We start from the raw sequence: 24,526 nt of genomic DNA, 5'->3' as shown, positions 1-24,526 counted from the left end.
TGGCTGCTGATCGGTCCGCGCGGCAGCCGCCGGATCGACGGCCTGCAGCAGGCGTTGCGCGCGCGTGGCCTGGCCGACGCGCAGGTCGTCGACTACGCGAGCTTGCTCGACGAACCGGCGCGCGCGCTCGAGGCGATCGCGCGTCATCCGCAGGCCATGGTCAAGATCGAATCGCCGGGCGAAGCCCCGGCCCTGCACGCCGCGCTGATCGAGCGCGGCTGGCGGCGGCTCGGCGAGCCGGGGCCGAAACCGCATGAGCTCGAACATGGCGAGCTGGCGCATCAGCACTATTGGTATGCCGGTTTTTCCGAACTGCTCGAACGCCTGCCGGCCGATGCGCACTACCTCAATCCGCCCGACAACATCGCCGGCATGAGCGACAAGCTCGCCTGCCAGCAGCGTTTTCAGGCCCACGCCGTCGCGATCCCGCCGCTGCTCGGCGCGATCGGCGGCTACGACGACTTGCACGAACGCCTGCGCGAACACGCCTGCAGCCAGGTCTTCATCAAGGCGCGTTACGGTTCCTCGGGCGCGGGCGTGCTGGCGTACCGGCGCAACCGCCAGGGCCGCGAAGCGCTGTACGGCTCGGCCGAAGCGGTCGAACAGGCCGGTCGCCTGCGCATATTCAACTCGCTGCGTCCGCGCCGCTGCAGCGACGGCCGGCAGATCGCCACGCTGATCGACGCGGTGGCCGCGCAAGGCGCCTACCTGGAACGCTGGATCGCCAAGCCGCGCGCACCCGATGCGGCCGGCGGCCATTACGACCTGCGCGTGATCGCGCTCGACGGCCGCCCGCGCCAGCGCATCGCGCGCGCCAGCCGCAGCCCGCTGACCAACCTGCACCTGGGCAACCGTCGCTTCGCGCCGGAGCAATGGCTCGACCACGCGGCCATGCACAGCCTGGAAACCGCGACCGAACACGCCGCGCAAGCGTTCGCGCGCAGCCGCATGATCGGTTTCGACCTGATCGTGCGCGACGGCCGCAGTTGGGTGCTGGAAGCCAACGCCTTCGGCGACCTGTTGCTCAACCTGCACTGGCAGGGCCGCACGCCTTACCAGGATCAAGCCCAGTTGCAGACGCGGCGCAGTCCGCAACCCGCGAAGGCATCGCCCCTGTCCGAGCCGGCCCATGTCTGAGCACGAGCATCCAGACATGCGCGCGATCGTCGGCGATCACGACCTGCTGCTGATCACCCTCGACACCCTGCGCTTCGACGCCGCGCAGCGCTGCTTCGAACGCGGCGAACTGCCGGTGCTGGGCGCCCATCTTCCGGCCAGCGGCTGGGAACGCCGGCATACCCCGGGCAGCTTCACCTACGCCGCGCACGCGGCGTTCTTCGCCGGTTTCCTGCCCACGCCGGCGCGGCCGGGCCCGCACCCGCGCCTGTTCGCGCTCGATTTCGAAGGCAGCGAAACCACCGCGCCGGGCACGTATGTGTTCCGCGATCGCGCCGATATCGTCTCGGGCCTGCGCGATGCGGGCTATCACACCATCTGCATCGGCGGGGTCGGCTTCTTCAACAAGCGCAACCCGCTGGGCTCGCAATTCCCCGATCTGTTCGACGAAAGCCACTGGCAGCCGGCGTTCGGCGTCACCGCGGCGGATTCGACCCAACGCCAGATCGCGCTCGCCTGCGAACGGCTGCGCAGCGACGAACTGCGCGAGCGGCGCAGCTTCGTGTTCATCAACGTGTCGGCCCTGCACCAGCCCAACCGGCATTATCTGGCCGGCGCCGAGCACGACAGCTTCGAAAGCCATTGCGCCGCATTGCGTTACGTCGACGCCGCGCTCGCGCCGCTGTTCGCCGCCTTGCGCGAACGCGGCCGCGCCTTCGCGATCGTCTGTTCCGACCACGGCACCGCCTACGGCGAAGACGGCTACCACGGCCACCGTCTGGCGCATGATGTCGTGATGACCGTGCCGTACGCGCACTTCCTGATTTCACCGTGAGCGCCGCCCCGATGAACCCTGCCGTCTCCGCGAGCGCCCTGTCCAGTCACACGAGTGATCCGATGCCGCGCCTGGCCGACCTGCTGCGCCTGCCGCCGTATCAGGCGTATTCGTATTCCTACCCGCACAAGACCGCGTACCGGCCGATCGAACCGCCGCGGCCGCTGTCGCAGTTGTGGGCCGGCGAACGCCGCGACGCCTTGTTCCTTTACTTGCACGTGCCGTTTTGTTCGTACCGCTGCGGCTTCTGCAATCTGTTCGCGCTGGCGCGACCCGACCCGGCCAAGGTCGAACGCTATCTGCAGCAGATGGAACAGCAATTGCGCGCGACCGCCGCCGCCTTGGGCGAACACCGCTTCGTGCGCTTCGCCCTCGGCGGCGGCACTCCGACCTATCTGGACGCCGAGCAATTGCGCCAAGTGTTCGCGATGGTCGAGCGCCACGCCAATATCGACCTGCGCGCCACCCCGGCCGGGATCGAGGTGTCGCCGGAAACCGTCGATGCCGAAAAACTGCGCGTATGCCGCGAGGCCGGCATCGACCGGGTCAGCATGGGCATCCAGAGTTTCAGCGAAGCCGAGGTGCGCGCGCTGGTGCGGCCGCAGCAGCGCGAGGTGGTCGAACGCGCGATCGCCGCGATTCGCGAAGCCGGCTTTCCCACGCTCAATCTCGACCTGATCTACGGCATCGCCGGGCAGACCGTCGCCAGTTTCCTGGCTTCGATCGACAGCGCGCTGAGCCATGCGCCCGAGGAGTTGTATCTGTATCCGCTGTACGTGCGGCCGCTGACCGGGCTGGGCCGGATCGAGGCCAAGAACGGCGGCAAGACCGGTTTCGTGTTGCAACCCGAACCGCTCGACGAACGCCTGGCGTTGTATGAGGCCGGACGCGACCGCCTGCTGCGGGCCGGCTACACCCAAGTGTCGATGCGCATGTTCCGCGCGCCGCACGCGCCCGACCTGGCCGCGCCGGTGTATTGCTGCCAGAGCGACGGCATGGTCGGCATCGGCTGCGGCGCACGCTCGTACACCGGCCGGGTGCATTACTCCAGCGAATACGGCGTGGCCCGGCGCAGCGTCGCCGAGATCCTCGATCACTATCTCGCCCGCGACGAAGCCTCGTTCGCCTGCGCCGATTACGGCATCGAACTCGACGACGACGAGCAACGCCGCCGCTACGTGATCCAGTCGCTGCTGATCCGGCCCGGGCTGGAGCACGCCGGCTACCGCGACCGCTTCGGCGTCGACTGCCTCGACGACTTACCGCAACTGCGCGAGCTGATCGAACTCGGCCTGGCCGACGACGACGGCGCGCTGTTGTCGCTCAACGACGCCGGCCTCGCCCGCGCCGACACCCTCGGCCCGTGGCTGACCTCGGCCGCGATCGCGCAACGCATGCGCGATTACCGGCTGGGCTGAGCATGCATCTGTCCGTGCTTTATCGCGGTCGCCTGAGCAGTTGCAATTACGACTGCGGCTATTGCCCGTTCGCGAAAACCTACGACAGCCGCGCGGCGCTGCGCCGCGACGCCGCCGACCTGGCGCGTTTCGTCGACTGGGCGGCCGCGCAGAGCATGCCGTTGTCGATCCTGTTCACGCCCTGGGGTGAAGGCCTGGTGCGCCGCCATTACCGCGACGCGATCGCGCGCCTGAGTCATTTGCCGCATCTGCGCCGGGTCGCGATCCAGACCAATCTGTGCGTCGGCATGCGCTGGCTCGACGAAGTCGATCGCGACAAGCTCGCGCTGTGGTGCACCTATCACCCCAGCCAGGTCGCGCGCGACGCGTTCGTGGCGCGCTGCCGCGAACTCGACCGGCGCGGCGTGCGCCACAGCGTGGGCATGGTCGCGATGCACGAACACCTGGACGAAATCGAGGCCCTGCGCGCGCAATTGCCCGCCGCCACGCCGCTGTGGCTCAACGCCTACGACGAGCGCCCGGCGGATTATTACGACGACGCGCAGATCGAACGGCTGCAGGCGATCGACCCGCATTTTCGCTACAACCTCGACCCCGCGCCGAGCCTGGGCGCGCCGTGCCTCACCGGCGAGAGCGTGATCTCGGTCAACGGCGACGGCGACGTGCGCCGCTGCCATTTCGTCGCCGCGCCGCTGGGCAACCTCTACGACGGCAGCTTCGCCGCGCACCTGCGCGCGCGCGCCTGCCCGAACGCGCGCTGCGACTGCTACATCGGCTACGCGCATCGCAGCGATCTGCCGTTTCAGCGCGACTATGCAGGCGGCGTGCTCGAGCGGATTCCCGCGATGCTCGGCGCGGGCGCTGTCGCCGGCGCGGATTCGGCGCGAATCGCGACCGCGCTCTAACTCGCCGATCGCCGAGTTCGCCAGCCCTTGCATCGCCCGATCGCCGGCCAATCTGTACGATGACGGCTCGGCCGCGCGCGCCGGCGCGCGTACCCGCGACGACTGCATCGACCCGTGCCATCGCGAGCGACGGCCGTCGCAAGCACCCGCCGCGGTACGGCAACCGTCGCCTTCGTCCGTCATCACCCTGGTGACGGGCATCGCGGCCACTACCGCCGCGCGCGCCACGCCTGCGAGACCAACACTCCCTTCTGCCAAGGAACGCACCATGCTTCGACACTGGACCCGCCCCACCGCCCTGGCCGCCGCGCTGTGCTCGGCCGCGATCGGCCTGAACGCCGCGCCCGCCTTCGCCGCGCCGGCTGCGACCGCGCTGACGCCCGAACAGGTGGTCGAGCTCTACATCCGCGTCGCGCTGAACCAGGACGTCGCCGCCACCAAGACCCTCAACGAGTACCTCAAGCCCGCCTACAACGGCGAGGACGCGCTCGACGTGCAGGCCGTGACCGATGCGCCGGCCAACCTGGACAAGCAGCTCGAGGAAATCGCCACCGGCCTGATGCAGGAACTGCCCAAGGTCGATCCCAAGCAGGCCAAGGCCGGCCTGATCGCGGCGATGAAGCGCCAGAACCAGGCCACCGGTTCGGCCAAGTGCCGCAGCCTGTCGAGCAGCGAACGCGCCAACGACGTCGCCGAAGGCCAGCGCATCACCCAAGTCACCTACGAATGCGTGGTGCCCGTGCCCGGCGCCGGACTGCAGGAGCTGCTGGCCGACAAGGGCCCGCCCGCTTCGCTCACCACCGAGGTCTTCCTCGCCCAGCTCGACAAGTTCCAGCACTCCTTCGACAAGGCCGGCACCCGCACCGTGCAAGGCACGATGGACCTCTACGGCGAAGGCAAGGGCAAGCCGTGGTTCACCGGCAACTTCAGCAGCGTGATCGACGTGGTCAACAACGGCATGTTGACGCAGAAGTCCGGCGAGTGATCGCACAGGCGAGCACGGCCCGCGGGCCGGCGCGCTTGCACGCATGCGGGCGAGCGGCCAAGGCTCGCCTTATCCAACCGATCGTTTCGGTCACTGCTCACCGCTGACAGCGCGGCGCCGCGCGCCCGCTCACTTGCGCACTGGCAACGCCCAACGCACCGCCTCGGCCTCGACGCTGCGATAAATGGTGCCGTGGCGCAGGTCCGGCCGGGGCCGGTAATCCCAGCGCAAACCCTCGGGCGCATGCGCCTTCAGCATGTCCGCCAGTTGTTGGGTTTCCGGCGCGATATTGTCCTCGTTGGCCGAATACAGCAGCAGCGCCGATTTGCGCTTGCTGGGCATCGCGTCCAGCCGCGCCGTGGCCGTATGCAGCAGCGCGCGATCGTTCCACCACAGGCTGGGACTGATCGCCACCCAGGTGTCGAACAGATCCGGCTCAAGCAAAAAAGTCTCGACCACGAACAACCCCGCCAGCGATTCGGCGATCACGCCGCGCCGGCCGTTGATGCGGAACCTGCGTTCGAACTGCGGGATCAGCTCGTCGCGGATAAACGCGCGGAACTGCGCCGACCCGCCCACCTCCGGCACGATCTTGCGATCCTGGGCGACCTGCGTCGGCCCGGTCATGTCGCGCCCACGCCGGGTGTTCTCGATCCCGACCACGAACACCGGCTCGAGCTGTCCGGCGGCGATCGCCTGATCGACCGCGTTGCTCAGATGCGGGAAATCCTCCTTCACGCCACCGTCGAGCATATACAGCACCGCGTACTTGCGCTTGGCCTTCGCATCGAAGCCCGGCGGCGCATAGACGTTGATCCGTCGGGTTTCGCCGAGCGTTTTGGATTCGATGGTGAAGGTTTCGTAGAGCTTGTGCGGCTCGGGCTCGGCGGCGTACGCAGTGCCTGCACAGAGCCATATCGCCACCATCAAGCACGCGGCGCGACACATCCATTCGATTGATTTCATCGTGTTTCGATCCTTGCTCGCGCGCGGTGGTGGTATCTGCGCAAACGATGCTAGCAAGCGGGTTCGATCCGAACACGCTGCGTCGCAACGATCGCAGGCGACAACGCGGCGAATACGCGCATTTGCCTAATCGGGCGAAATGGATCTGGCGCTGTACGGCGCGCCGTTGCGAAGGCATCGCATTGGTCCGATTCTTGTCGTAGTTACACTGATGCAGCCGATGCATCGGATCGCTATCGCGCGAGAAGCGAGAAGCATCGCGGTCCTGCGGACCAGATGCATGCAAATCGTTTCTTGAAGCGCGATGCACTTTCAGGCGCGCAAACTCCGACGCACAAACCAGAAACGCAAAAATCAGGGCCCGGTTTCCCGAGCCCTGATTCTATTTGGCGTCCCCACGGGGATCCCTCGTTAAGTCCCGAATTGAATTGCGTTACAAATCAACTATTTGCATTCTCCGGGTAAAAAAGGGCGCCCGAATCGCATCCGGCGCAACTTAAGGACGATGCCGCCGACCTGATCCAGCCGCCTATCCGTGCAAAACGAACATCCGGGCTGGTGGCGTCTCGTCACTTAAGTACGGAACTGATCGCCTTAAACAGATTCGCGAATCGCTTCAGTGTTTGGTCGTCCAAAGCAGGCGGCGAGGCGGCGAAGGTTGACGCTACCAAGTAGTGATTAAAGCCACCCGAGGGTCGAACCTTTTCACCTCGCTTCTGCAGCGCACGTTCGATTCGTTGGACGATTCGACTTCCCGACTCAAGTTCGCTCTCAAGCAATGGACTACTGAGCTCCTTCGCGTATGCCTTGTTAAAGCAGCCCAAATAGATCGAGGGAGAGAATAGATCCTCTATATCGCTTGGCACTGTGTCCTGGCCCGGATTCTCAGCCTCCCGGAACTGCGATGCATTAAAGACAGCCTTCTTTTCAAGAAGCTTGTTACGGATAAGCGATTCCAACTTCTGCTCCGGCCCCCCGGAATAATCGTGCAGAACGGCAAACTGCAAGCCATTCGCTCCGAGCAGGAGGATAAAGGTGGCAACGTTGGTAAGTCCGTCCGCCGGGACGATCGTGATCTTGTCAGACAGCCCTTTCCCGCCTGATGCCTCCACGAACGCAGACATTGCCTTCAAGTAGGCCAGCTCAGAAGGTCCCTCGACTAGCAAGTTGTATTTGCCTATGAAGAGATTCTGAGCAAGGGTCCATCCGAGTGCTGCCTGAAGCGGAAATATTGTTCGATCGTCATATCCAGCCATGTTCTTGGATATGACGGTTCCAACGGTCGCTCGATCCTCCACAACTCGCACCTGCTCCAAGCGATCCGAATGCACCATGAAGGGCGAGTGCGTTGTGTAGATAACTTGGTGCTGGTTAGACAGCGAATCGATATAGCGCAGGAAATCGGCCTGCGCCAACGCATGGAGGGCTAGTCCTGGTTCATCCAAGAGCAGAATCAGCGGAGCACTTTCAGGTTCACCCGCCGCATTGAGCTGGTGTTGGACGCTATCAAACCAGACGAGGAAACTAAAAAACCAAATAAAACCGCGGCTTCGCTGGTCGAACGGGGTAGTTACTCCACGATGGCGCCGATTCTTTATTCGCAAATAGAGGTTAGGACCATCATTGAATGGTGGTTCGTCCGTCGGGTCGGACCTGATGTCGACCTCAACCTCTAAGTCTTCGTTCTGCTTCCAAAACTCCAGAACCTGATCCGTGAGACTGATTGAAACCGCCTCTACTTTGGACTTGAGCACTTCGTAGCTGGTATTCCCCGAGAACTCAGAAACCTCAACATCAGCCATCCTCAACAAAGCAAGAACAGCCTTATGCTGAGGCTTCACTTGGTGTTTTTGCGCGGCATCAGCTTTCGCAGCGGCCGTTCGATTAGCCAAATCCTTCAAATTCAGCTTGCCAGGGAGGAGGTCGTAGTCGCTGAAGTAAAGGAAACTTGGCACCTTCTTTGACAGCAGGCGCCAAACTTCCAATGAAAGAACATCTGTCCAATTGGTTTTAGCCAGCTTCGCTGCTCTCGTATTGAGCTGCTGAAGCAAGGATTCGTCTGCTTCGTTCCGCGTCTCTACCGCAGCCAATTTCGCCGTTGCGGCTGACACGGTTTTCGCGGTCTTCACGGCAGAGGCTGCCGGGTCGCTCAATCCAGGAAACTTCGCAAGGGCAGCAACGGCAGGCGCCTGATCGATCTGCGAATCGATCGTCAAATCGATCATCTTCCCATTGTCGTACTTATGATCGATGGCAAACTTCCAACCGTGCGGTATCCGAATGCCCAACTGTTGGTTGATGTCATCAACCTCCGCATTGGTCAGTTGGTATACCAATTTGACCGCTAAATCCGGCGTGCTGGCATGTCGCTTTAGGTAGGCGGTTAGATCCTTTCTCGGATAATCTTCCGTCGGCTCAAAGTCCTCAGCGCCCAAAGCATCGCGCGCCTTCTCAAGAGCTTTCAGAAAGACCGTCTTGCCAGCTTCGTTCATGCCGACGAGCACAGTCACCTTCTCGTCGATCTCAATTTCCTGCCGTGAATTGATAGAGCGGAACGGCCCAACAAATGCAGTTACAAGAATCACGACTTCCCCCTTCCGTGATCGCGATAGTCGCGTAGAGATGTCTGGACGTGTCCGCCCGCCTTACTCACCCTAGGCTTGCGGAAACGTTTCTAGCCTATCACTGCGGCCCGGTTGCGCGCATGAGCCCCCTCTTGCCCCCCTGGGCGAGCACCGCGGTTCCCCGATAGAGTCCATGCACTAGGCAGACCGGGGGGGCTTATGAGCTTACTTAACGTGGTAGTTGGAGACGGCATCGCCTGGCTTTGCGTCGACACCAACAGTCGATCCGTTGCGGGTGACCACAGTTTCCAACAAAGCAAGATGGTGTCCCTTGCACACCACAGCGCGGTTATCGCCTGTCGTGGTGAACTCAGCTTTCTAGCGCATGTGTTTTTGAACTGCTTCCTGACACCCGAACAAGATTTCGACTCGCTCTTGGAGTCTTGGCGCCGCCGGTTGGCCGAGGCAACGGCGGGCTACCTACAGATGGCCGAAGCAAACAAATGGGAAGCGGCCGCAGTAGGACATGAAGTTGTTTTGCTCGGATGGTCCAACACGCGCGGGCAACCCGTCTGCTTGGCCGCTCGACGCCAATCGGCGAAGGACGAGTTTGAAACGACGGAAGTGACGTGCCGAATTGCGCCTGACCCGGGCCGCAAGGTATCGAACCTCTCCAATCTGTCAGAGATAGAGGCCCTAGCACGGGATCAGGTACACGCTGTTAGACGCGACAATCCCGGTGAGCCGACGGTGGGAAGTTGTTGCTGGCCGAAGTGTCGCGCGGCAAGGTGGCGTTTCGAGAATTGGCGACGCTGGACTGAGGGCAACAGAAGAAGCAAAGCAAATCGCCGGAAGGCGAAAACAATTTTCGCTGGAACCGATCCGAAAAAAATCCCGAATTAAAAAAGAAAAAAGCCCTGAAAAATCAGGGCTTTATCTTTACATCTGGCGTCCCCACGGGGACACCTGCTTAACCCCCGAATTACGCTGCAGCACAGGCGGCCGTTCAGAGTCCTAGTTGGTCGCCGGGCAAGATCGCCACGTGTGGCTTATGAATCAGTGACTTAGCGGGACACATCCACAGTGATTGAGGCCGGTCTGAGCCCGGATCCACGTTAGTATTCACGCGTCCAGGGCAAGGCTAGGCATGCCAGCGTTCAAAAATCAGCATTTCGTCCCGAGAGTCCACCTGAAGCCTTTCTCGGTTCAAGGTGAAGGGCTGGCGATCAGCCTTTACAACTCCGGCAGCCAGCGCATCATTCACAACGCACCTACGAAACATCAGTGCTCCCGCGACTATTTCTACGGCGAAGCCGGCGACGTAGCCTTAGAGGACAACCTCAAAGAGCTTGAGGGTCGCTATGGCACCTTAGTCCAGGAACTGGTCGGCGCTTCCGCCAGCCGGGAGTCTGTGTCACGCCAAACCGTTGCTTGGCTCAGACTCTTCTGGGCGGTCCAGTGGGCTCGGACCGAAGCAGCCGAAGAAGAAGCAAAGCAGCTCAGCTTGCGCGCAGCGAGCATCTTCGAAATACCTCAGCTTGCTGAAGCCCCACCCGGTAACAAGTGGGTCCTGATTCCTCTCAGTCTCTTCGCCAAGGCCTACGAGCACGCGACGGATCTGCAGCATGTATTTGTACGCAATCAAACCCAAACCCCCTTCATTACCTCCGACAATCCGGCCGCGGTCACCAGTAAGCTCCATATTCTGGACAAACGCGCACAGCACGTGGCGTTTGGAATCGGATCCGCCGGAGCCATTTTGTTCCTTCCGCTAACCCCTCATATAGCGTTGATCTTCTATGATGCCGACGTTTACAAAGTGGACGATCGAAATGGTTGGGTGGACGTCACTCGGGCATGCGACATCGATGCGATCAATGAGCATCAGATTCTAAATTGTCGATCAAACGTTTACTTTTCGTCGCACCACAGTTTTGATTGGATTCCTTTAGCGTTTGATCGCTTCGCGGAGCAACGCGCTCAAGAGTTATGGAAGTATGAGTACGCGGTTCTACACAGCGAAAAGAATGGGACGAAAACCTATAAGGTCGTGCCAGCTCGCGACGCGGAAAACGATCGCGAAGCGCTAATCAAATATTCAGCCATTCAGCGTCACCCAGCCGGGTGGCCAAGCTTTCTGCGGTGGCGGCCGAGAGGTAGAGCGTTCGATACGGGCACCGGCGCTGGGATCGTCCGAGCTAAATACGTGCGAGAGAACCCTCTTGTTCGCTGCCGGCCCTTTCGAATCGACAAATAGCGCAGCGCCGGCGCTGTTGGCGCGATCGTAGCGGCGGGCTACACGGCCGCAGCTCTCAGCCTTCCCGACCGTCTGCGCTGACCAGCGCAGCCCGGTGAATCGCCCGGCATAGTGGACATCTCTTAGCTGTAAAACAGCCGACGACTGTCTACAGATGCCTGGGCGATTCATCTCGATCACTCGTCTTCGTCAAATATAAGCTTACCGATTAGCCAGAGTGTGCTGCCAAAGTTGTAGATGAGTTGTTGCCCTTGCCCGAGGAAGGACTGACTTGTATCGATCCGAGCCAAGGCCAAAGCATCGGCAATCGTGTCGCTAGTCGGATGCGCATCCGCTACCCTCATGTCATACACCCCAGCGATCACGCCAAATACACTGCGAGCCTTATCGACGCCGACCTTCTGAGCAAGCAAGTCTTGAAGAAGTTTGTTAGACCCAAGCTTCTCTTTTTCAGCATGAGTGGAAATCTTACGGAGCTCACGCACATTAAGCCTGTCTGAAAACACGCGAATCAGCTCCTTTGCAAGGCGGAGCAGCGTTGCTCGATCAGCACTGACAAATCTTGAGACAATCTTCGTTGCCTCTTCCTCATCTAACTCATGAGTAAAGAGAGCGAAGCCATACTTGCTCTTGAAGCTATGCTCAAGCAGTCGCATCGTTTTGAATAGCAGCTCCTCGAATGCGTCTGTTGAGGCAGGCTTCGCCTCGACTTGGGACATTAAGAGTTCGGCAGAAACCTTCCCATCCGGTGCAACGTTATGAGATGCCCAGACGTGCTGCTCCCAAGTAGGCAACTTGGCAATGTCGTAAGCGTACACAGTGATTAAGTCTGCTGAATTGACTCCGAAATGCGTCTGATAACCGGATGTAGAAATGATCGCCCCCGTCTGCTCGGTGTACCATTTTAAAGTAAAGCCTCGACGCGCCAGTAGCTGATTCACGACGCCTGGACGGAACCAGAGCCATCGACCGATATCCTCGTGGTTCAGATCACGGGAAGCTATGCGAGTTCCGTCAGTTTCCGCAATGAAATGGGGACGTGCTGAATCCTCGTCCCCTCTGACGCGCACGCTACGCTCTTGGTGATCGATCCATTCGTCCCGCCAAAACTCTCCCTCGACTCTGACGCCGGCGTATCCGCTTCGATGGCCCTCCCGCTGCTCGGACTCTGTATTGTCATCACGCTCAGGCCCCATCACCGGCGCATCTTCGTCGGGGTCAACGTCCGTCCTCCAAAAACGAAATAAAGCCCAGCTCCCTCCAAAGACGTTGTCTAGCTCGCGAATCCTGAGCTCGAACCTCCCCCCGTCCCTTTGATCCTCAATGTCGGCGAGCCCTTCATAGTCGCTTCCCATTAGTGATGGGATGTTCTCGACGCGCTGGCGGTAATACGAAAGTTTTAATGCCAAGCCCCTGGCAGCCAAATAGTCCAAGAGAAACTCGCGCTTTATCTCGATGGACGTGTGGCTTCCGTCCTTATCTACCTTTTCTCGAACCACCTCAACAAAGTCCTCCTCAGGCCGAACCCAACTATTACCAATCCTCACCAGGCGAAGGGCGATAATCAGGTCTGGACTGAGCATCCACTGTCTGCCACCAATCACAGGTTGATCGTGCTCGTACACGAGCTCGACCCCTAAAGGCTGCTTATCGTTGTACTGGAACTCCTCCACGGGGGAGTAGTGCCCATCTTCGTAGGCGTTCGGACGCGCGCTATGACTAATCCCTATTTCACCCCACCGGAAGCGCTCTGCCTCCTCACGGTTCTGCGGAGGAAATGCGACAGATCCGCAGCCAAAGTATTCGCTCACGTAGCCGACATCTTTCACGTCGCCGCGCCCCTCCTCACGCGTCTCCGACGCTCGCAACGGAACCCATGTGGAATTGTCAAACCGGCGGCGCGTGTCCCGGCTCTGAAGTATCCATTCTCTGTTCAAGATCTAGGTCCTATCAGTAGGTAAAAAACAGAAAATCGTTGCCACAATTGAGATTAGCACTCACGTAACGACCTCTCGAATTGCCCTGATTGTGCGATGTCCTCTCGATTGAAAATATTCGAATGATCGACGCGCGTTAGCGTCCCTACTCTTAACGCAATACGGGTCACCAATCGGGCACTCACCGCTAATCCGATCCGCGGTTACGAACGGCACGTCCGAACGCGGCCAAGATGCTGATCGACGAAGCTGCAGCGACTCCTTCGCCAATGCCGGCGCTGGCCAGCGCAGCCGCGCTGCGGCCGTGCCTGGCGCCTAACGCGGCCAGGAACGCGCCGGTGGGTCGTACGTTGGCGGCGAGAAGCGCCGGCCGCGGTCCGAGTGGGTCATTCAACGCGACACCCACCCTGCCCTTATCTCCGACACCGACGCGCAGTTGCTGCTCGATCGTCTTGAGAAAGCGTCAAGCGCAAAAGACGAATCATCGTACGGAGCAGCGCGATCGCGACTCGGCCGCCTTGCTCGGCGGCATCCTTTTCGTACCGGATGGCACTAAGTGGTGGTCGGAATCAGACCGTTATCGGTACGAACACAAAGGCCAAGCGCGCTCGGTCTCGCGCTCGATGATCGAGGCGCAGTTCGGTGAGCAGGTAATGGCGGATCTAAATTCGCCCGACTTTGCACCTGCAATCCTGGCCGGCACGAAGGCCTCGCTTGCGGCGGAAACAGATCTGGCCGAGATACGCAAAGTGGCTGCTGCAGCGCCGAGCTGAGCGAGCGCATCAGCAAGACCCTAGACATGGCGGCGCAACTCGCCGACCCGTCGCCAGCGCTACGCAAGATAGAAGTCATTGAAAAAGCAAGAGCCGAAAAGGCCCTGAGCCTGCTGGTACTCGAAGCGGAAGCTGAGCGTGCGAGTTGCATCAACGAGATCAGCGTGACGGACGTCGTGCGAATGATCACTCGCATCGGCCGCGAAGCAAAAGAAACGGGCCGGAGCGATTTGCTCTGGTCCGTCATTGCTTCCCTCGTTGAACGCGTAGACATGGATCCTCTAACGCTGTGCGGTGGCATCTGCTACCGCATCAACTTCCCCGATTTTCGACGCGATCACTACATGGCAAGCATAGAAAAGCAGAAGGCCGCCTTTCGGCGGCCTTCTGCTTTGCTTGGCGTCCCCACGGGGATTCGAACCCCGGTCGCTACCGTGAAAGGGTAATGTCCTAGGCCTCTAGACGATGGGGACAAAACCGATTTGTTCTTGCAGCTAACTCTTTCGAAAACCCTTTCAATTCCGAAGAGTGGTGGAGCCAGCCGGGATCGAACCGGCGACCTCTACAATGCCATTGTAGCGCTCTCCCAGCTGAGCTATGGCCCCACGTGCTGGAAAGACGAACATCTTAGCGGGCGTTCAGCGATGTCGTCAAGCATTCATCGCTAGATTTTTTCCCGCTCCCCCGTCACCGCTTCCCGAAGGATTCGACCCTTCCGGGTCCGGTTGCGAGGGGCCTTGTTCGACCGGGCGCAATGTTGCCATGCCATGACCACGTTCGGCTAGATACTCGAGCCACTTTCCTAAAAAAGTATTCATCCGCATGCGGTGGCCGATCACTTCGGCCGGCGGCGGGTACAGGCCGATCACGTCCTGCCAGCGGCGGCCGACGTAGCAGTGGGTGGCCTCGACCTGCTCGGTGTCGTGGTACAGGCGCAGATACGCCGAAGGATCGGGCTCGCCAGTAAGCGGATCGAGCACGGCGTAGGTCAGGCGCAGTTCGGTGGTGTAGCGATGTTGCTCGATCACGTCCAGGCGCAGGTCCAGGCCGTCGCCGATGTCGGACAGGTAGGTGCCGGGGGTGAGTTGGGCCGGCGCGAACAGGCGCGAAAAACGTCCGTGATTCTCCGCGTACAAGCCCATCAGCCAGCCGAAACGGCTGAGCTTGGGCAGACGTGCGAAACGCGATGCGGTATGGGTCATGCAGGCGATCCTACACGCCTGCAGCGGATCGCGGCAGGATTGACGAAATCGCGAAAAAGGCCTAATTTATAGGCTCTTTCGCGATGATCTTCGCAGCCGCCTCGGGCGTTTCCCGCCAGCCGCCGTTCAGTATCCGCGGCGCCCCACCCCACCGTATATGAATCTGCCGATCTGCATCGGTGTCTGCGACGTGGGTGTGGATTCGCGGTCGCGGCTCGCGCCGCTCCTACAGTCGCAAGCCAGCCCCACGCGGCGAACATGAAAAAACCCGCTGAAAAGCGGGTTTTTCATTACTGCAGCCTCGGCCCTTCCCGATTCCCGATTCCCGATTCCCGATTCCCGAATCCCGAATCCCGAATCCCGAATCCCGAACATCAAAACATCTCGCGATGAATCCCCAGCGTCGTCAGCACCTTGCTGGCGATCTCCTCGATCGAGGTGTGGGTGGTGCTCAGGGTCGAGATGCGTTCGGCGCGGAACATCATTTCGGCCGCTGCGACCTCGCGCTTGCAGGTCTCGAACTGGGCGTAGCGCGAGTTGGGCCGGCGTTCCTGGCGGATCTGCTGCAGCCGGACCGGGTCGATGGTCAGGCCGAACAGCTTGTTGCGGTACGGGCGCAGCCGCGGCGGCAGGCGGTCGTGTTCGAGGTCTTCCTCGGTCAGCGGGTAGTTGGCCGCGCGGACCCCGTAATGCAGGGCCAGGTAGACGCAGGTCGGGGTCTTGCCGGCGCGCGACACCGCCACCAGGATCAGGTCGGCCTCGTTGTAGTCCACGCTCTGGCCGTCGTCGTGGGTCAGGGCGAAGTTCATCGCGTTGATGCGGCGGTGATACGTGTCGAAATCGGCGATGCCGTGGGCCTGGCCGATCCGGCGCTGGCGCAGTTCCTGCAGTTCGCGCTCCAGCGGCTCGATGAACGGCGCGAATACGTCCAGCATCAGCGCCCCGCTCTCGGCCAGGGCCGCGCCGACCTCGCCGTCCATGCACGAGTTGATCACCACCGGGCGTACACCGTAGGACACGGCGGCCTCGCGGATCTTGGCCGCGACCTCCTGCGCCCGCTCGACGCTGTCGACGAACGAGATGCGATCGGTCACGAAACGCGTTTCGGTGAACTGGGTGAGCAAGCTGTGGCCGATCGTCTCGGCGGTGATGCCGGTGCCGTCGGAAACGTAGAAAACCGGTCGGGTCCCTGCCATCGATAACCTCGTCAGAAAGCTGCACCAATACGAAAAACCTCGCCGGATCAAGCTTGTATGCACCCGACACCCGGGCGATCATATCCGCTTGGCCGCGCCGGACGCGTCCTCGCCCCCCTCGGAGATAGTGTGCCTTGAACGAGAACATCCTCTGGCTGCACGCGCTGCGCCTCAACGATCTGGCCCGCGTAGGCGGCAAGAACTCCTCGCTCGGCGAGATGATCGGCAACCTCGCCAACCTCGGCGTCTCGGTCCCGGGCGGCTACGCCACCACCTCCGAGGCCTTCAAGGCTTTCATCGCCCATAACAACCTGCACCAGCGCATCTTCGACAAACTGGCCACGCTGGACGTGGAAGACGTCCCGGCGCTGACCCAGGCCGGCGGCGAGATCCGCGGCTGGGTGATCGAGGCCCCGCTGCAGCCCGACCTGGACCAGGACATCCGCACCGCCTACCGCCAGTTGTGCGCCGAAAACGGCGGCGGCGACGTGGCGGTCGCGGTGCGCTCCTCGGCCACCGCCGAAGACCTGCCCGACGCGTCGTTCGCCGGCCAGCAGGAAACCTTCCTGAACGTCACCGGCGAAGACGACGTGGTGCGCAAGGTCAAGGAAGTCTTCGCCAGCCTCTACAACGACCGCGCCATCGCCTACCGCGTCCACCACGGCTTCAAGCACGAAGACGTGTTCCTGTCGGCCGGCGTGCAGTTGATGGTGCGTTCCAACGTCGGTTCCTCCGGCGTGCTGTTCACCCTGGACACCGAGTCGGGCTTCCGCGACGTGGTGTTCATCACCTCCAGCTACGGCCTGGGCGAAATGGTCGTGCAAGGCGCGGTCAACCCGGACGAGTTCTACGTCTACAAGCCCACCCTGGCCCAGGGCAAGCCGGCGATCCTGCGCCGCAGCGTCGGCGCCAAGCAGTTGCGCATGGTGTATTCGGATACGCCCGGCGAGCGCGTGCGCACCGAAGATACGCCGGCGGAATTGCGTTCCAGGTTCTCGATCAACGATGCCGACGTGCATGAGCTTGCGAAGCAGGCCTTGGTGATCGAAAAGCATTACGGCCGTCCGATGGACGTCGAGTGGGCGAAGGACGGCGTCAGCGGCAAGCTGTTCATCGTGCAGGCGCGCCCGGAAACGGTGAAGTCGCGCGGCAAGGCGACCCAGATCGAGCGTTACCAGCTGGAAAAGCGCGGCGAAGTGATCTGCGAAGGGCGCGCGATCGGGCAGCGGATCGGTTCGGGCGTGGCGCGCATCGTGCGCAACCTCGACGACATGAGCCGGGTCCAGCCCGGCGACGTGCTGGTCGCCGACATGACCGATCCCGATTGGGAGCCGGTGATGAAGCGCTCGGCCGCGATCGTCACCAACCGCGGCGGCCGCACCTGCCACGCGGCGATCATCGCGCGCGAACTCGGCGTGCCGGCGGTCGTCGGCACCGGCAATGCGCTGGACACGATCAAGGACGGCGAAGTCATCACCGTCAGCTGCGCCGAAGGCGATACCGGTTTCATCTACAACGGCGAACTGCCGTTCGAGCGCCACGTCGCCGACCTGGAAAAAATGCCGCCGGCGCCGCTCAAGGTGATGATGAACGTCGCCAACCCCGAGCGCGCGTTCGACTTCGCGATGCTGCCGCACGCCGGCGTGGGCCTGGCGCGTCTGGAGATGATCATCGCCAGCCACATCGGCATCCACCCCAAGGCGCTGCTCGAATACGCCTCGCAGGATGCGGCGACCAAGAAGAAGATCGACGAGAAGATCGCCGGTTACGACGTCGATCCGGTGCAGTTCTACGTCGATCGCCTGGCCGAGGGCATCGCCACCATCACCGCCGCGTTCGCGCCGCATCCGGTGATCGTGCGGCTGTCGGACTTCAAGTCCAACGAATACGCCAACCTGATCGGCGGCTCGCGCTACGAGCCGCATGAAGAAAACCCGATGATCGGCTTCCGCGGCGCCAGCCGTTACGTCGATCCGAGCTTCACCGACGCGTTCGCGCTGGAATGCCAGGCGGTGCTGAAGGTGCGCGAGCAGATGGGCCTGACCAATTGCTGGGTCATGATCCCGTTCGTGCGCACGCTCGACGAAGGCCGCCGCGTGGTCGAGGTGCTGGAGAAGAACGGCCTCAAGCAGGGCCAGAACGGCCTGAAGATCATCATGATGTGCGAAGTGCCGTCGAACGCGTTGCTGGCCGACGAATTCCTCGACATCTTCGACGGCTTCTCGATCGGCTCCAACGACCTGACCCAGCTCAGCCTGGGCCTGGACCGCGACTCGGCGATCGTCGCCCACCTGTTCGACGAGCGCGATCCGGCGGTCAAGAAGTTGCTGGCGATGGCGATCTCGGCCGCGCGCGCCAAGGGCAAGTACGTCGGCATCTGCGGCCAGGGCCCGAGCGATCACCCCGATCTGGCCGAGTGGCTGATGGATCAGGGCATCGAGTCGGTATCGCTGAATCCCGACACGGTGGTCGACACCTGGCTGCGCCTGGCGAAGGCCAAGGCCAAGCAGACCTGAGCGCGGCATGGCGGGCGACACGGCAAAACAGGAGATCGCGCAGGCCATCGTGCCCAAGTCCCTGCTGGGACTTGAGGCCGGCTTCGACATCGACAAGCTGACCGCCTGGGCGCAGACCAAGGGCCTGACCCTGCTCGGCGCGCTGGCGATCCTGCTGATCGGCCTGTGGGTGGCCAAGTGGCTGTCGCGGGCGCTGGAGCGGGTCATGACCCGCGCCAACATGGAAGTCACCCTGCGCGGCTTCCTGCGCAACATCGCCTATGCGGCGATGGTGGTGATCGTCGCGGTCGCCGCGTTGCAGCAGGTCGGCGTGCCGATGACCTCGGTGCTCGCGGTGCTCGGCGCCGCGGGCCTGGCGATCGGCCTGGCGCTGAAGGACTCGCTGTCCAACATCGCCTCGGGCGTGATGCTGATCGTGCTGCGTCCGTTCCGCGCCGGCGACTACGTGCAGGCCGCGGGCGTGGAAGGCACGGTCGAGCAGATCCGGGTGTTCCAGACCCGCCTGCGCACCATCGACAACCGAGTGATCGTGCTGCCCAACAGCCTGATCACCACCGCGGTCATCGTCAATTTCACCGCCAACCCGAAGCGCCGGATCGACCTCACCGTCGGCGTGGGCTACGACGACGACCTCAAGACCGCCAAGGAAACCCTGCTGGCCCTGGCCAATGCGCACGCGAACGTGTTGCCCGACCCGGCGCCGGAAGTGCTGGTCACCGCGCTGGCCGAAAGCAGCGTCAATCTGGAACTGCGCGCCTGGGTCAAGACCGCGAACCTGATGCGGACCAAGAGCGATCTCACCGAAGGCATCCGCAACGAACTGATCGGCAAGGGCCTCAACATCCCGTATCCGCAGCGCGATCTGCACGTGTATCACCACGACGCGGATGGGCGGCCGATCGCCGAGTTGCTGACCAAGTCGATCGCCGACGACGGCGACGTGCCGAAGCCGGCGCCACCGGCAAAGAAGTAAGCGCATGTCCATCGCCCTGCCCGGGCCGGCCGACGTCGCCGAATTGCTGACGTTTTTGCCGCGTTTCCGCGAAGCGGGATTCCAGGCGTGGCTCGGATCGAATTCGACCACCGATCCGGTTACCGGGCGCTATATCTGGATCGGCCCCCTCTATCATCCGGCGGTCGTAGAGTTTTTCAAGGTTCTGAATCGACCGTGCTGGCTGGATAAGCGCTACCAGCCCGAGCAATGCGAGGTGTGGATTCGCGATCGGCAGATCATCGCCACCGCCGACCTCGCCGCGATCCGCGCGATGCTCACCTACTGCAATCGTCTGGAGCGCGTCAGCGAGGGCACCTGGGGCACGAGCGTGCAGGAAGGCTATATCGACGCCTTGCTGGTGCGGCTGGAGCAGTTGGCCGCCGAATCGCGCAACCAAGTCGCGACACGGCGAAGCTGACGATTTCCACGCACCAGAACGACGAAACCCGCCGAGGCGGGTTTCGTCGTTCTGGTCAGCGCAATAGTCGTGTTACCAAGCGGGAACACACACCGCACGCGACTGATCGGCGCCCAACCGCGGCTTGTCCTGCTGCAGACTCCGCGCCGAGGCAGGCGTCGATTCCTGCCCTGCCGCAGCGATTACAAGCCCGCGCGATCTCAGCCCAGGCCGCCGAGCTTTCCCATCGCCGCGCGGTAATGCTTGAGCTCGGCGATCGAATCCATCACATCGCTCAGCGCGGTGTGCTTGCTGTCCTTGCTCATCCCGGCCAGCACCTCCGGCGCCCAGCGGCGCGCGAGTTCCTTGATCGTGCTGACGTCGAGGTTGCGGTAGTGGAAGTAGCGCTCCAGGCGCGGCATGCAGCGATGCAGGAAACGGCGGTCCTGGCAGATCGAATTGCCGCAGATCGGCGAGGTGTTCGGCGACACCCAGCGGGCCAGGAAATCCACGGTCCGGCTCTCGGCCTGCGCCATCGGCACGCCGGCTTCGAGCACCCGCTTCCACAGCCCGGACTTGCCGTGCTGGTTGCGGTTCCACTCGTCCATCGCCTGCAGGCGTTCGAGCGGATGGGCGATCGCCAGCTCCGGCCCTTCGGCCAGCACGTTGAGCTGCGCGTCGGTCACCACGGTGGCGATTTCCAGGATGGAATCGCGGTCGGTGTCCAGCCCGGTCATCTCCAGATCGATCCAGATCAGCCGGTGCTCGGGTCCATTTTTCTCGGTCATAGCCTCGCCGTCGTGCCCAGGTCGCGGCATCATAGCCCACGCCCCCGCCCGACGACCCCACCGCGATGAGCCAGAACGCCACCCTCGCCCACTACGCGATCCTGACCGCGATGCTGGCTCCCGCGTTCTTCCTGACCGCGACCGCCTCGCTGCTGCTGTCGGCCAACAACCGCCTGGCGCGGGTGATCGACCGCGCCCGCGTGCTGCTCAAGGAACTGGCCGACAGCGACGACGCCGAGGAGCGCGACCTGATCGAGCGCCACATCCTGCGCCAGAAGAAGCGCAGCCGGATCATCCTGCGCGGCAGCCAGCTGCTGTACACCGCGATCAGCTTCTTCGTCGGCACCAGCCTGACCGTCGCCGGCGACGCGGTGCTCGGCTATCGCCTCGGCCTGGTGCCGACCGTGCTCGCCGCGTTCGGCGTGCTGTCGATGTTCGCCGCGAGTCTGCTGCTGGCGCGCGAATCCTCGCTCGCGGTCGAGGCGGTCAACGAGGAAATGGACCACGGCCACGCCAGCGCGATGAAGCGCTGGGCCGCGCGGCCGCCGCAGCCGTGATCCGTCGATCCGCACCCGTCACCCGCGTTCGCACACGGCGCCGTTGCCTCATCATGCCGATCCGGACGCACCGAACGCTCGCAATACGGACCCCGCCATGGCCGATCCCCTGCAACTGAGCACCCACTACACCGTGGTCTCGGCGATGATCACGCCGGCCTTCTTCCTGACCGCGACCGCCTCGCTGCTGGTGTCGTCCAACAACCGGCTCGCGCGCGTGGTCGACCGCATGCGCCAGCAGTTGGCCTTGCTGGAGGACACGATCGACGAGCATGCACGCGACTACCTGGAAGCGCGGATAATCCTGCACCGTCGCCGGGTGCGGCTGATCCTGATCTGCCTGCAGTTGCTGTACGGCGCGATGACCGCCTTCGTCGCCACCAGTTTGTCGATCGGCATCGACCAGTTCACCGACTACCGCATCACCGGCGTGCCCACCGGCCTGGCGATGTGCGGCGTGCTGCTGGTGCTGGCGGCATCGATCAACCTGGGCCGCGAGGCGCGCATGAGCGTGAGCATGCTCGACGCCGAAGTGAAGCGCGAGTTCGATCGGGACAACCCGCGCAAGCAAAAGAGCTGAGCGATCGCGCGGCTCGCGTTGGCCGTCGTGCATACCCGCCGTCGCGTCTGCACGGCCGCTATCGCCGCGAGCGCATGTGCATGAGCGGTTGTGTCCGATGCGACGGAATACTCGCTGCAACGCAATGCGCGGCGAACACCGCATCCCTCGCGCGCTTCCACTTCGCCACGCAACAAACGAGCGCCGCCTCGATCGCCAACACCGCTTCGCAGAAGCGCGCGACCGCCCGCACTGGCGCATGGCGATAACGCAAAACCGTGCATCGGTCACGATTCACCCCTGACTGGCGAGCCGGTGCGCCGTCCGGCGCGGCCGATCTTCGCCGAACGACAGGTGGCCGACAGCCAAATCACCACAATGGCAAACAAACGCCACATAGATTGCATCGGGATTTTCGGCCGAACCCTTGCAGTACGGCGCGACGCCATCAGCTCGCAAACTTTCGTCGTATATGCGGATCGCACACTGGAAATTGCATGCGCGTTTGATGCCGGCACCTCGCTTGCACCATCAACGCACAAATAAAAAACCACGCCGTTTCGGCCGCGAAAATCGCCCGTGACAACCCGAATCGATCGGCTATCGTACGGTCGAAAATCGCATCCGTTCGAGCACGATTCGAAGCAACGGCAGCGCTCGCGGCGCGATGAAACACGCTCATGCGGCAACGCATAGACCCTCTTCATCACTATTGCGTTCGGGGAGAATGCGATGATCAGTCACTCGTTGCGGGTACGCCTGCTGCTGCCCATTCTGGCCCTGGTCCTTGTCGTGGTGGTCGCGCTCACCGTGGTGCTGGCGATGGTCGAAGCCAACCGCGTGCGGGCCAACGCCGACCAATCCATCGACCGCCAGACCAGCGCGTTGCAGAGCCTGTTCGCGGTCACCCACTCGATCATGCTCGAACGCGTGCAGGGCTCGATGCGCCTGCTGCGCCATGAAGCCGACCGCGTCGGCAACCCGAGCATCGGTCCGCAAACCCGCGTCGATACCCGTTCCACCAACGATCTGTTGCTGGGCGGCACGCCGCAAGCCAACAACTTCGCGCTGGTCGACACCGTGACCTCGATCGCCCAGGGCACGGCGACGATTTTCTCGCGCAGCGGCGACGATTTCGTGCGCATCGCCACCAACGTCAAGAAAGACGACGGCAACCGCGCGATCGGCACCGTGCTCGATCCGCAGGGCAAGGCGATCGCGCAAATCCGCAAGGGCCAGAGCTTCTACGGCGTGGTCGACATCCTCGGCAATCCCTACGTGACCGGGTATGAGCCGGTGTTCGCCGGTTCCGACACCTCGCGCGCGATCGGCATCTGGTACGTGGGCTACAAGACCGACTTGCAGGCGCTCACCCGCGTGATCGACGACAGCCGGGTGCTGGAGTCGGGTTTCATCGCGGTATTCGACGGCAAGGGCAAGCTGCGTTTCCAGTCCAAGACCGGCGCCAGCCTGGATCCGGCCAAGATCAACAGCATCGTCACCGATCTGCCGCCGGACTGGGTCGTGACCAAGCAGGACGTCGCCGACTGGGGGTTCACCCTGGTCGCGGCCTATCCCAAGAGCGACGTGAACCGGGTGATCGTCAAGCAGTCGTTGTGGATCTCCAGCATCGGCCTGCTGGTCTGCGCGTTGCTGCTGGGCCTGCAATGGAGCCTGATCCAGAACCGGGTGCTGCGTCCGATCCAACGCCTGACCGCGGTCGCCGAGGAACTCAGCGTCGGCAAGTGGAACCACACCATCGCCGAGGCCGACCTCAAGGACGAAATCGGCAAGCTCGCCCGGGCGATTTCGCGCCTGTCGTACAGCGTGCGCGTGGCGATGGAAAAACTCAGCAAGCAGCGCTGAGACGACCGGTCCCGATCCCATTGCGCGATGCGAGGTAGACGACGTCATGAGCCATGAGTTCCGACCGCTGATCGAAGTGCTGCGCGAGCTCAATGCGCTGGTGCAGATAGAGGCTTCCGGCTTTGTGTTCCTGGTCACCGAGGAACTGCACTCGGGCATCATCCGCCTGCACAACGGGCAGGTGAAGGAAGTGACGTTCCGCATGCTGCGCAACGACGAGGCCGTGCAGGGGCTGTCGATGGTCTCGACCGCGAAGCTGCGTTTCCAGCCCAACGACATTCCGTCCTACGGCAACAAGATGGCCTTGAACCCCGCATCGATGAAGTGGCTGCTCGGCGGATTCGAACAGGAATTGGCCGGGCGTTCGGAAACCACCGCGGCGATCGCCGCGGCCACCGCGCGCGCGCCCGCCGCCCCGACGGACGCGGCGCCGGCGTGGGTGGACAAGCGGGTGCGCGAAACGATCGAACAGGTGGCGCTGAACTACCTCGGACCGATCGCCGGCATGCTCTGCCAGGAGGCCTTCGAGACCCGCCACGATCCCAAACAGGTCGTGGCGCACCTGGCGACGTATCTGAACTCTCCGCAGGAGTCGCGCCGATTCATCGACGACGCGCACAAGGCGCTCGGCGCGCTGCGTTGAATGATCCCGTTCGCGGGGAACGAGCGGATGCGACAGACCCCGGACGGTCGCC

At 62.7% G+C, this 24,526-nt stretch carries 20 protein-coding genes, 2 tRNA genes and 1 pseudogene; 15 read left to right on the top strand and 8 right to left on the bottom strand.

Translation table 11 applies throughout. The features are described 5' to 3' along the window. The first annotated feature begins 6 nt into the window (after positions 1 to 6). From KME82_RS11110 to KME82_RS11090, 5 genes are all read left to right on the top strand, one after another. Positions 7 to 1,137 carry an STM4014 family protein gene (locus KME82_RS11110; protein WP_215499043.1) on the top strand — a complete coding sequence of 377 codons (1,131 nt, stop codon included), beginning with the start codon at positions 7 to 9 and terminating at the stop codon, positions 1,135 to 1,137. Beyond that, on the top strand, positions 1,130 to 1,951 hold the full coding sequence (locus KME82_RS11105; RefSeq protein WP_215498552.1) for an STM4013/SEN3800 family hydrolase: 822 nt from the start codon (positions 1,130 to 1,132) through the stop codon (positions 1,949 to 1,951). The genes KME82_RS11110 and KME82_RS11105 overlap by 8 nt, the downstream gene beginning before the upstream one ends. A 62-nt stretch (positions 1,952 to 2,013) precedes the next feature. Beyond that, positions 2,014 to 3,369 carry an STM4012 family radical SAM protein gene (locus KME82_RS11100; RefSeq protein ID WP_215498551.1) on the top strand — a complete coding sequence of 452 codons (1,356 nt, stop codon included), beginning with the start codon at positions 2,014 to 2,016 and terminating at the stop codon, positions 3,367 to 3,369. A 2-nt stretch (positions 3,370 to 3,371) separates the two neighbouring features. Then, positions 3,372 to 4,274, top strand: a complete 903-nt coding sequence (locus KME82_RS11095) for an STM4011 family radical SAM protein (RefSeq protein ID WP_215498550.1) — start codon at positions 3,372 to 3,374, stop codon at positions 4,272 to 4,274. Positions 4,275 to 4,542: 268 nt separating this feature from the next. Then, on the top strand, positions 4,543 to 5,259 hold the full coding sequence (locus KME82_RS11090) for a hypothetical protein (protein ID WP_215498549.1): 717 nt from the start codon (positions 4,543 to 4,545) through the stop codon (positions 5,257 to 5,259). A gap of 378 nt (positions 5,260 to 5,637) precedes the next feature. Here the strand turns inward: KME82_RS11090 and KME82_RS11085 are convergent. Both KME82_RS11085 and KME82_RS11080 read right to left on the bottom strand, forming a co-directional pair. Next, positions 5,638 to 6,186, bottom strand: a pseudogene (locus tag KME82_RS11085) (alpha/beta hydrolase); the annotation flags it as partial. A gap of 608 nt (positions 6,187 to 6,794) precedes the next feature. Continuing rightward, positions 6,795 to 8,810, bottom strand: a complete 2,016-nt coding sequence (locus tag KME82_RS11080; RefSeq protein ID WP_215498548.1) for an AAA family ATPase — start codon at positions 8,808 to 8,810, stop codon at positions 6,795 to 6,797. 198 nt (positions 8,811 to 9,008) lie between these two features. Here KME82_RS11080 and KME82_RS11075 point away from each other — a divergent pair, with 198 nt between their 5' ends. Continuing rightward, positions 9,009 to 9,692, top strand: a complete 684-nt coding sequence (locus tag KME82_RS11075; protein WP_215498547.1) for a hypothetical protein — start codon at positions 9,009 to 9,011, stop codon at positions 9,690 to 9,692. 244 nt (positions 9,693 to 9,936) lie between these two features. Continuing rightward, positions 9,937 to 11,046: a DUF4238 domain-containing protein gene (locus tag KME82_RS11070; protein ID WP_215498546.1), complete on the top strand. Its 1,110-nt coding sequence runs from the start codon at positions 9,937 to 9,939 to the stop codon at positions 11,044 to 11,046. Positions 11,047 to 11,222: 176 nt separating this feature from the next. On the opposite strand, the gene KME82_RS11065 is transcribed toward KME82_RS11070, so the two are convergent. After that, positions 11,223 to 12,875: a hypothetical protein gene (locus KME82_RS11065; protein ID WP_252255695.1), complete on the bottom strand. Its 1,653-nt coding sequence runs from the start codon at positions 12,873 to 12,875 to the stop codon at positions 11,223 to 11,225. A gap of 341 nt (positions 12,876 to 13,216) precedes the next feature. On the opposite strand from KME82_RS11065, the gene KME82_RS11060 reads away from it, so the two are divergent. Continuing rightward, positions 13,217 to 13,756 (top strand): hypothetical protein, encoded by a 540-nt coding sequence (locus KME82_RS11060; RefSeq protein WP_215498544.1) that lies wholly within the window; start codon positions 13,217 to 13,219, stop codon positions 13,754 to 13,756. A gap of 397 nt (positions 13,757 to 14,153) precedes the next feature. Here the strand turns inward: KME82_RS11060 and KME82_RS11055 are convergent. From KME82_RS11055 to ppsR, 4 genes are all read right to left on the bottom strand, one after another. Beyond that, positions 14,154 to 14,229: transfer RNA gene (locus tag KME82_RS11055), tRNA-Glu, on the bottom strand. Between the two features lie 56 nt (positions 14,230 to 14,285). Beyond that, positions 14,286 to 14,361: transfer RNA gene (locus KME82_RS11050), tRNA-Ala, on the bottom strand. A gap of 45 nt (positions 14,362 to 14,406) precedes the next feature. Next, a complete protein-coding gene (locus KME82_RS11045; protein WP_215498543.1) occupies positions 14,407 to 14,958 on the bottom strand; it encodes a DUF1249 domain-containing protein in 552 nt (183 codons plus the stop codon). A 374-nt stretch (positions 14,959 to 15,332) separates the two neighbouring features. Then, on the bottom strand, positions 15,333 to 16,154 hold the full coding sequence (gene ppsR / locus KME82_RS11040; protein ID WP_215498542.1) for a posphoenolpyruvate synthetase regulatory kinase/phosphorylase PpsR: 822 nt from the start codon (positions 16,152 to 16,154) through the stop codon (positions 15,333 to 15,335). A gap of 134 nt (positions 16,155 to 16,288) precedes the next feature. Here ppsR and ppsA point away from each other — a divergent pair, with 134 nt between their 5' ends. From ppsA to KME82_RS11025, 3 genes are read left to right on the top strand one after another with little or no spacing between them, the layout of a single operon-like run. Further along, positions 16,289 to 18,670, top strand: coding sequence for a phosphoenolpyruvate synthase (gene ppsA, locus KME82_RS11035; protein ID WP_215498541.1), 2,382 nt, complete (start codon positions 16,289 to 16,291; stop codon positions 18,668 to 18,670). A 7-nt stretch (positions 18,671 to 18,677) separates the two neighbouring features. Beyond that, positions 18,678 to 19,643, top strand: coding sequence for a mechanosensitive ion channel family protein (locus tag KME82_RS11030; protein ID WP_215498540.1), 966 nt, complete (start codon positions 18,678 to 18,680; stop codon positions 19,641 to 19,643). A gap of 4 nt (positions 19,644 to 19,647) precedes the next feature. Beyond that, positions 19,648 to 20,082 carry a DUF6508 domain-containing protein gene (locus tag KME82_RS11025; RefSeq protein WP_215498539.1) on the top strand — a complete coding sequence of 145 codons (435 nt, stop codon included), beginning with the start codon at positions 19,648 to 19,650 and terminating at the stop codon, positions 20,080 to 20,082. 200 nt (positions 20,083 to 20,282) lie between these two features. On the opposite strand, the gene orn is transcribed toward KME82_RS11025, so the two are convergent. After that, a complete protein-coding gene (gene orn / locus KME82_RS11020) occupies positions 20,283 to 20,849 on the bottom strand; it encodes an oligoribonuclease (protein WP_215498538.1) in 567 nt (188 codons plus the stop codon). Between the two features lie 65 nt (positions 20,850 to 20,914). On the opposite strand from orn, the gene KME82_RS11015 reads away from it, so the two are divergent. The 4 genes from KME82_RS11015 (at position 20,915) to KME82_RS11000 (ending at position 24,474) form a co-directional block, all read left to right on the top strand. Next, positions 20,915 to 21,406 (top strand): DUF2721 domain-containing protein, encoded by a 492-nt coding sequence (locus KME82_RS11015; protein ID WP_215498537.1) that lies wholly within the window; start codon positions 20,915 to 20,917, stop codon positions 21,404 to 21,406. Between the two features lie 97 nt (positions 21,407 to 21,503). Next, positions 21,504 to 21,986: a DUF2721 domain-containing protein gene (locus KME82_RS11010; protein ID WP_215498536.1), complete on the top strand. Its 483-nt coding sequence runs from the start codon at positions 21,504 to 21,506 to the stop codon at positions 21,984 to 21,986. A 711-nt stretch (positions 21,987 to 22,697) separates the two neighbouring features. Continuing rightward, positions 22,698 to 23,831: a Cache 3/Cache 2 fusion domain-containing protein gene (locus KME82_RS11005; protein WP_215498535.1), complete on the top strand. Its 1,134-nt coding sequence runs from the start codon at positions 22,698 to 22,700 to the stop codon at positions 23,829 to 23,831. A gap of 46 nt (positions 23,832 to 23,877) precedes the next feature. Beyond that, positions 23,878 to 24,474: a hypothetical protein gene (locus KME82_RS11000; RefSeq protein ID WP_215498534.1), complete on the top strand. Its 597-nt coding sequence runs from the start codon at positions 23,878 to 23,880 to the stop codon at positions 24,472 to 24,474. Positions 24,475 to 24,526: the final 52 nt, after the last annotated feature.

The organism is Lysobacter capsici, assembly GCF_018732085.1.
Lineage (GTDB): Bacteria > Pseudomonadota > Gammaproteobacteria > Xanthomonadales > Xanthomonadaceae > Lysobacter > Lysobacter capsici_A.
This window is presented reverse-complemented; position numbering and strand designations above follow the sequence as displayed.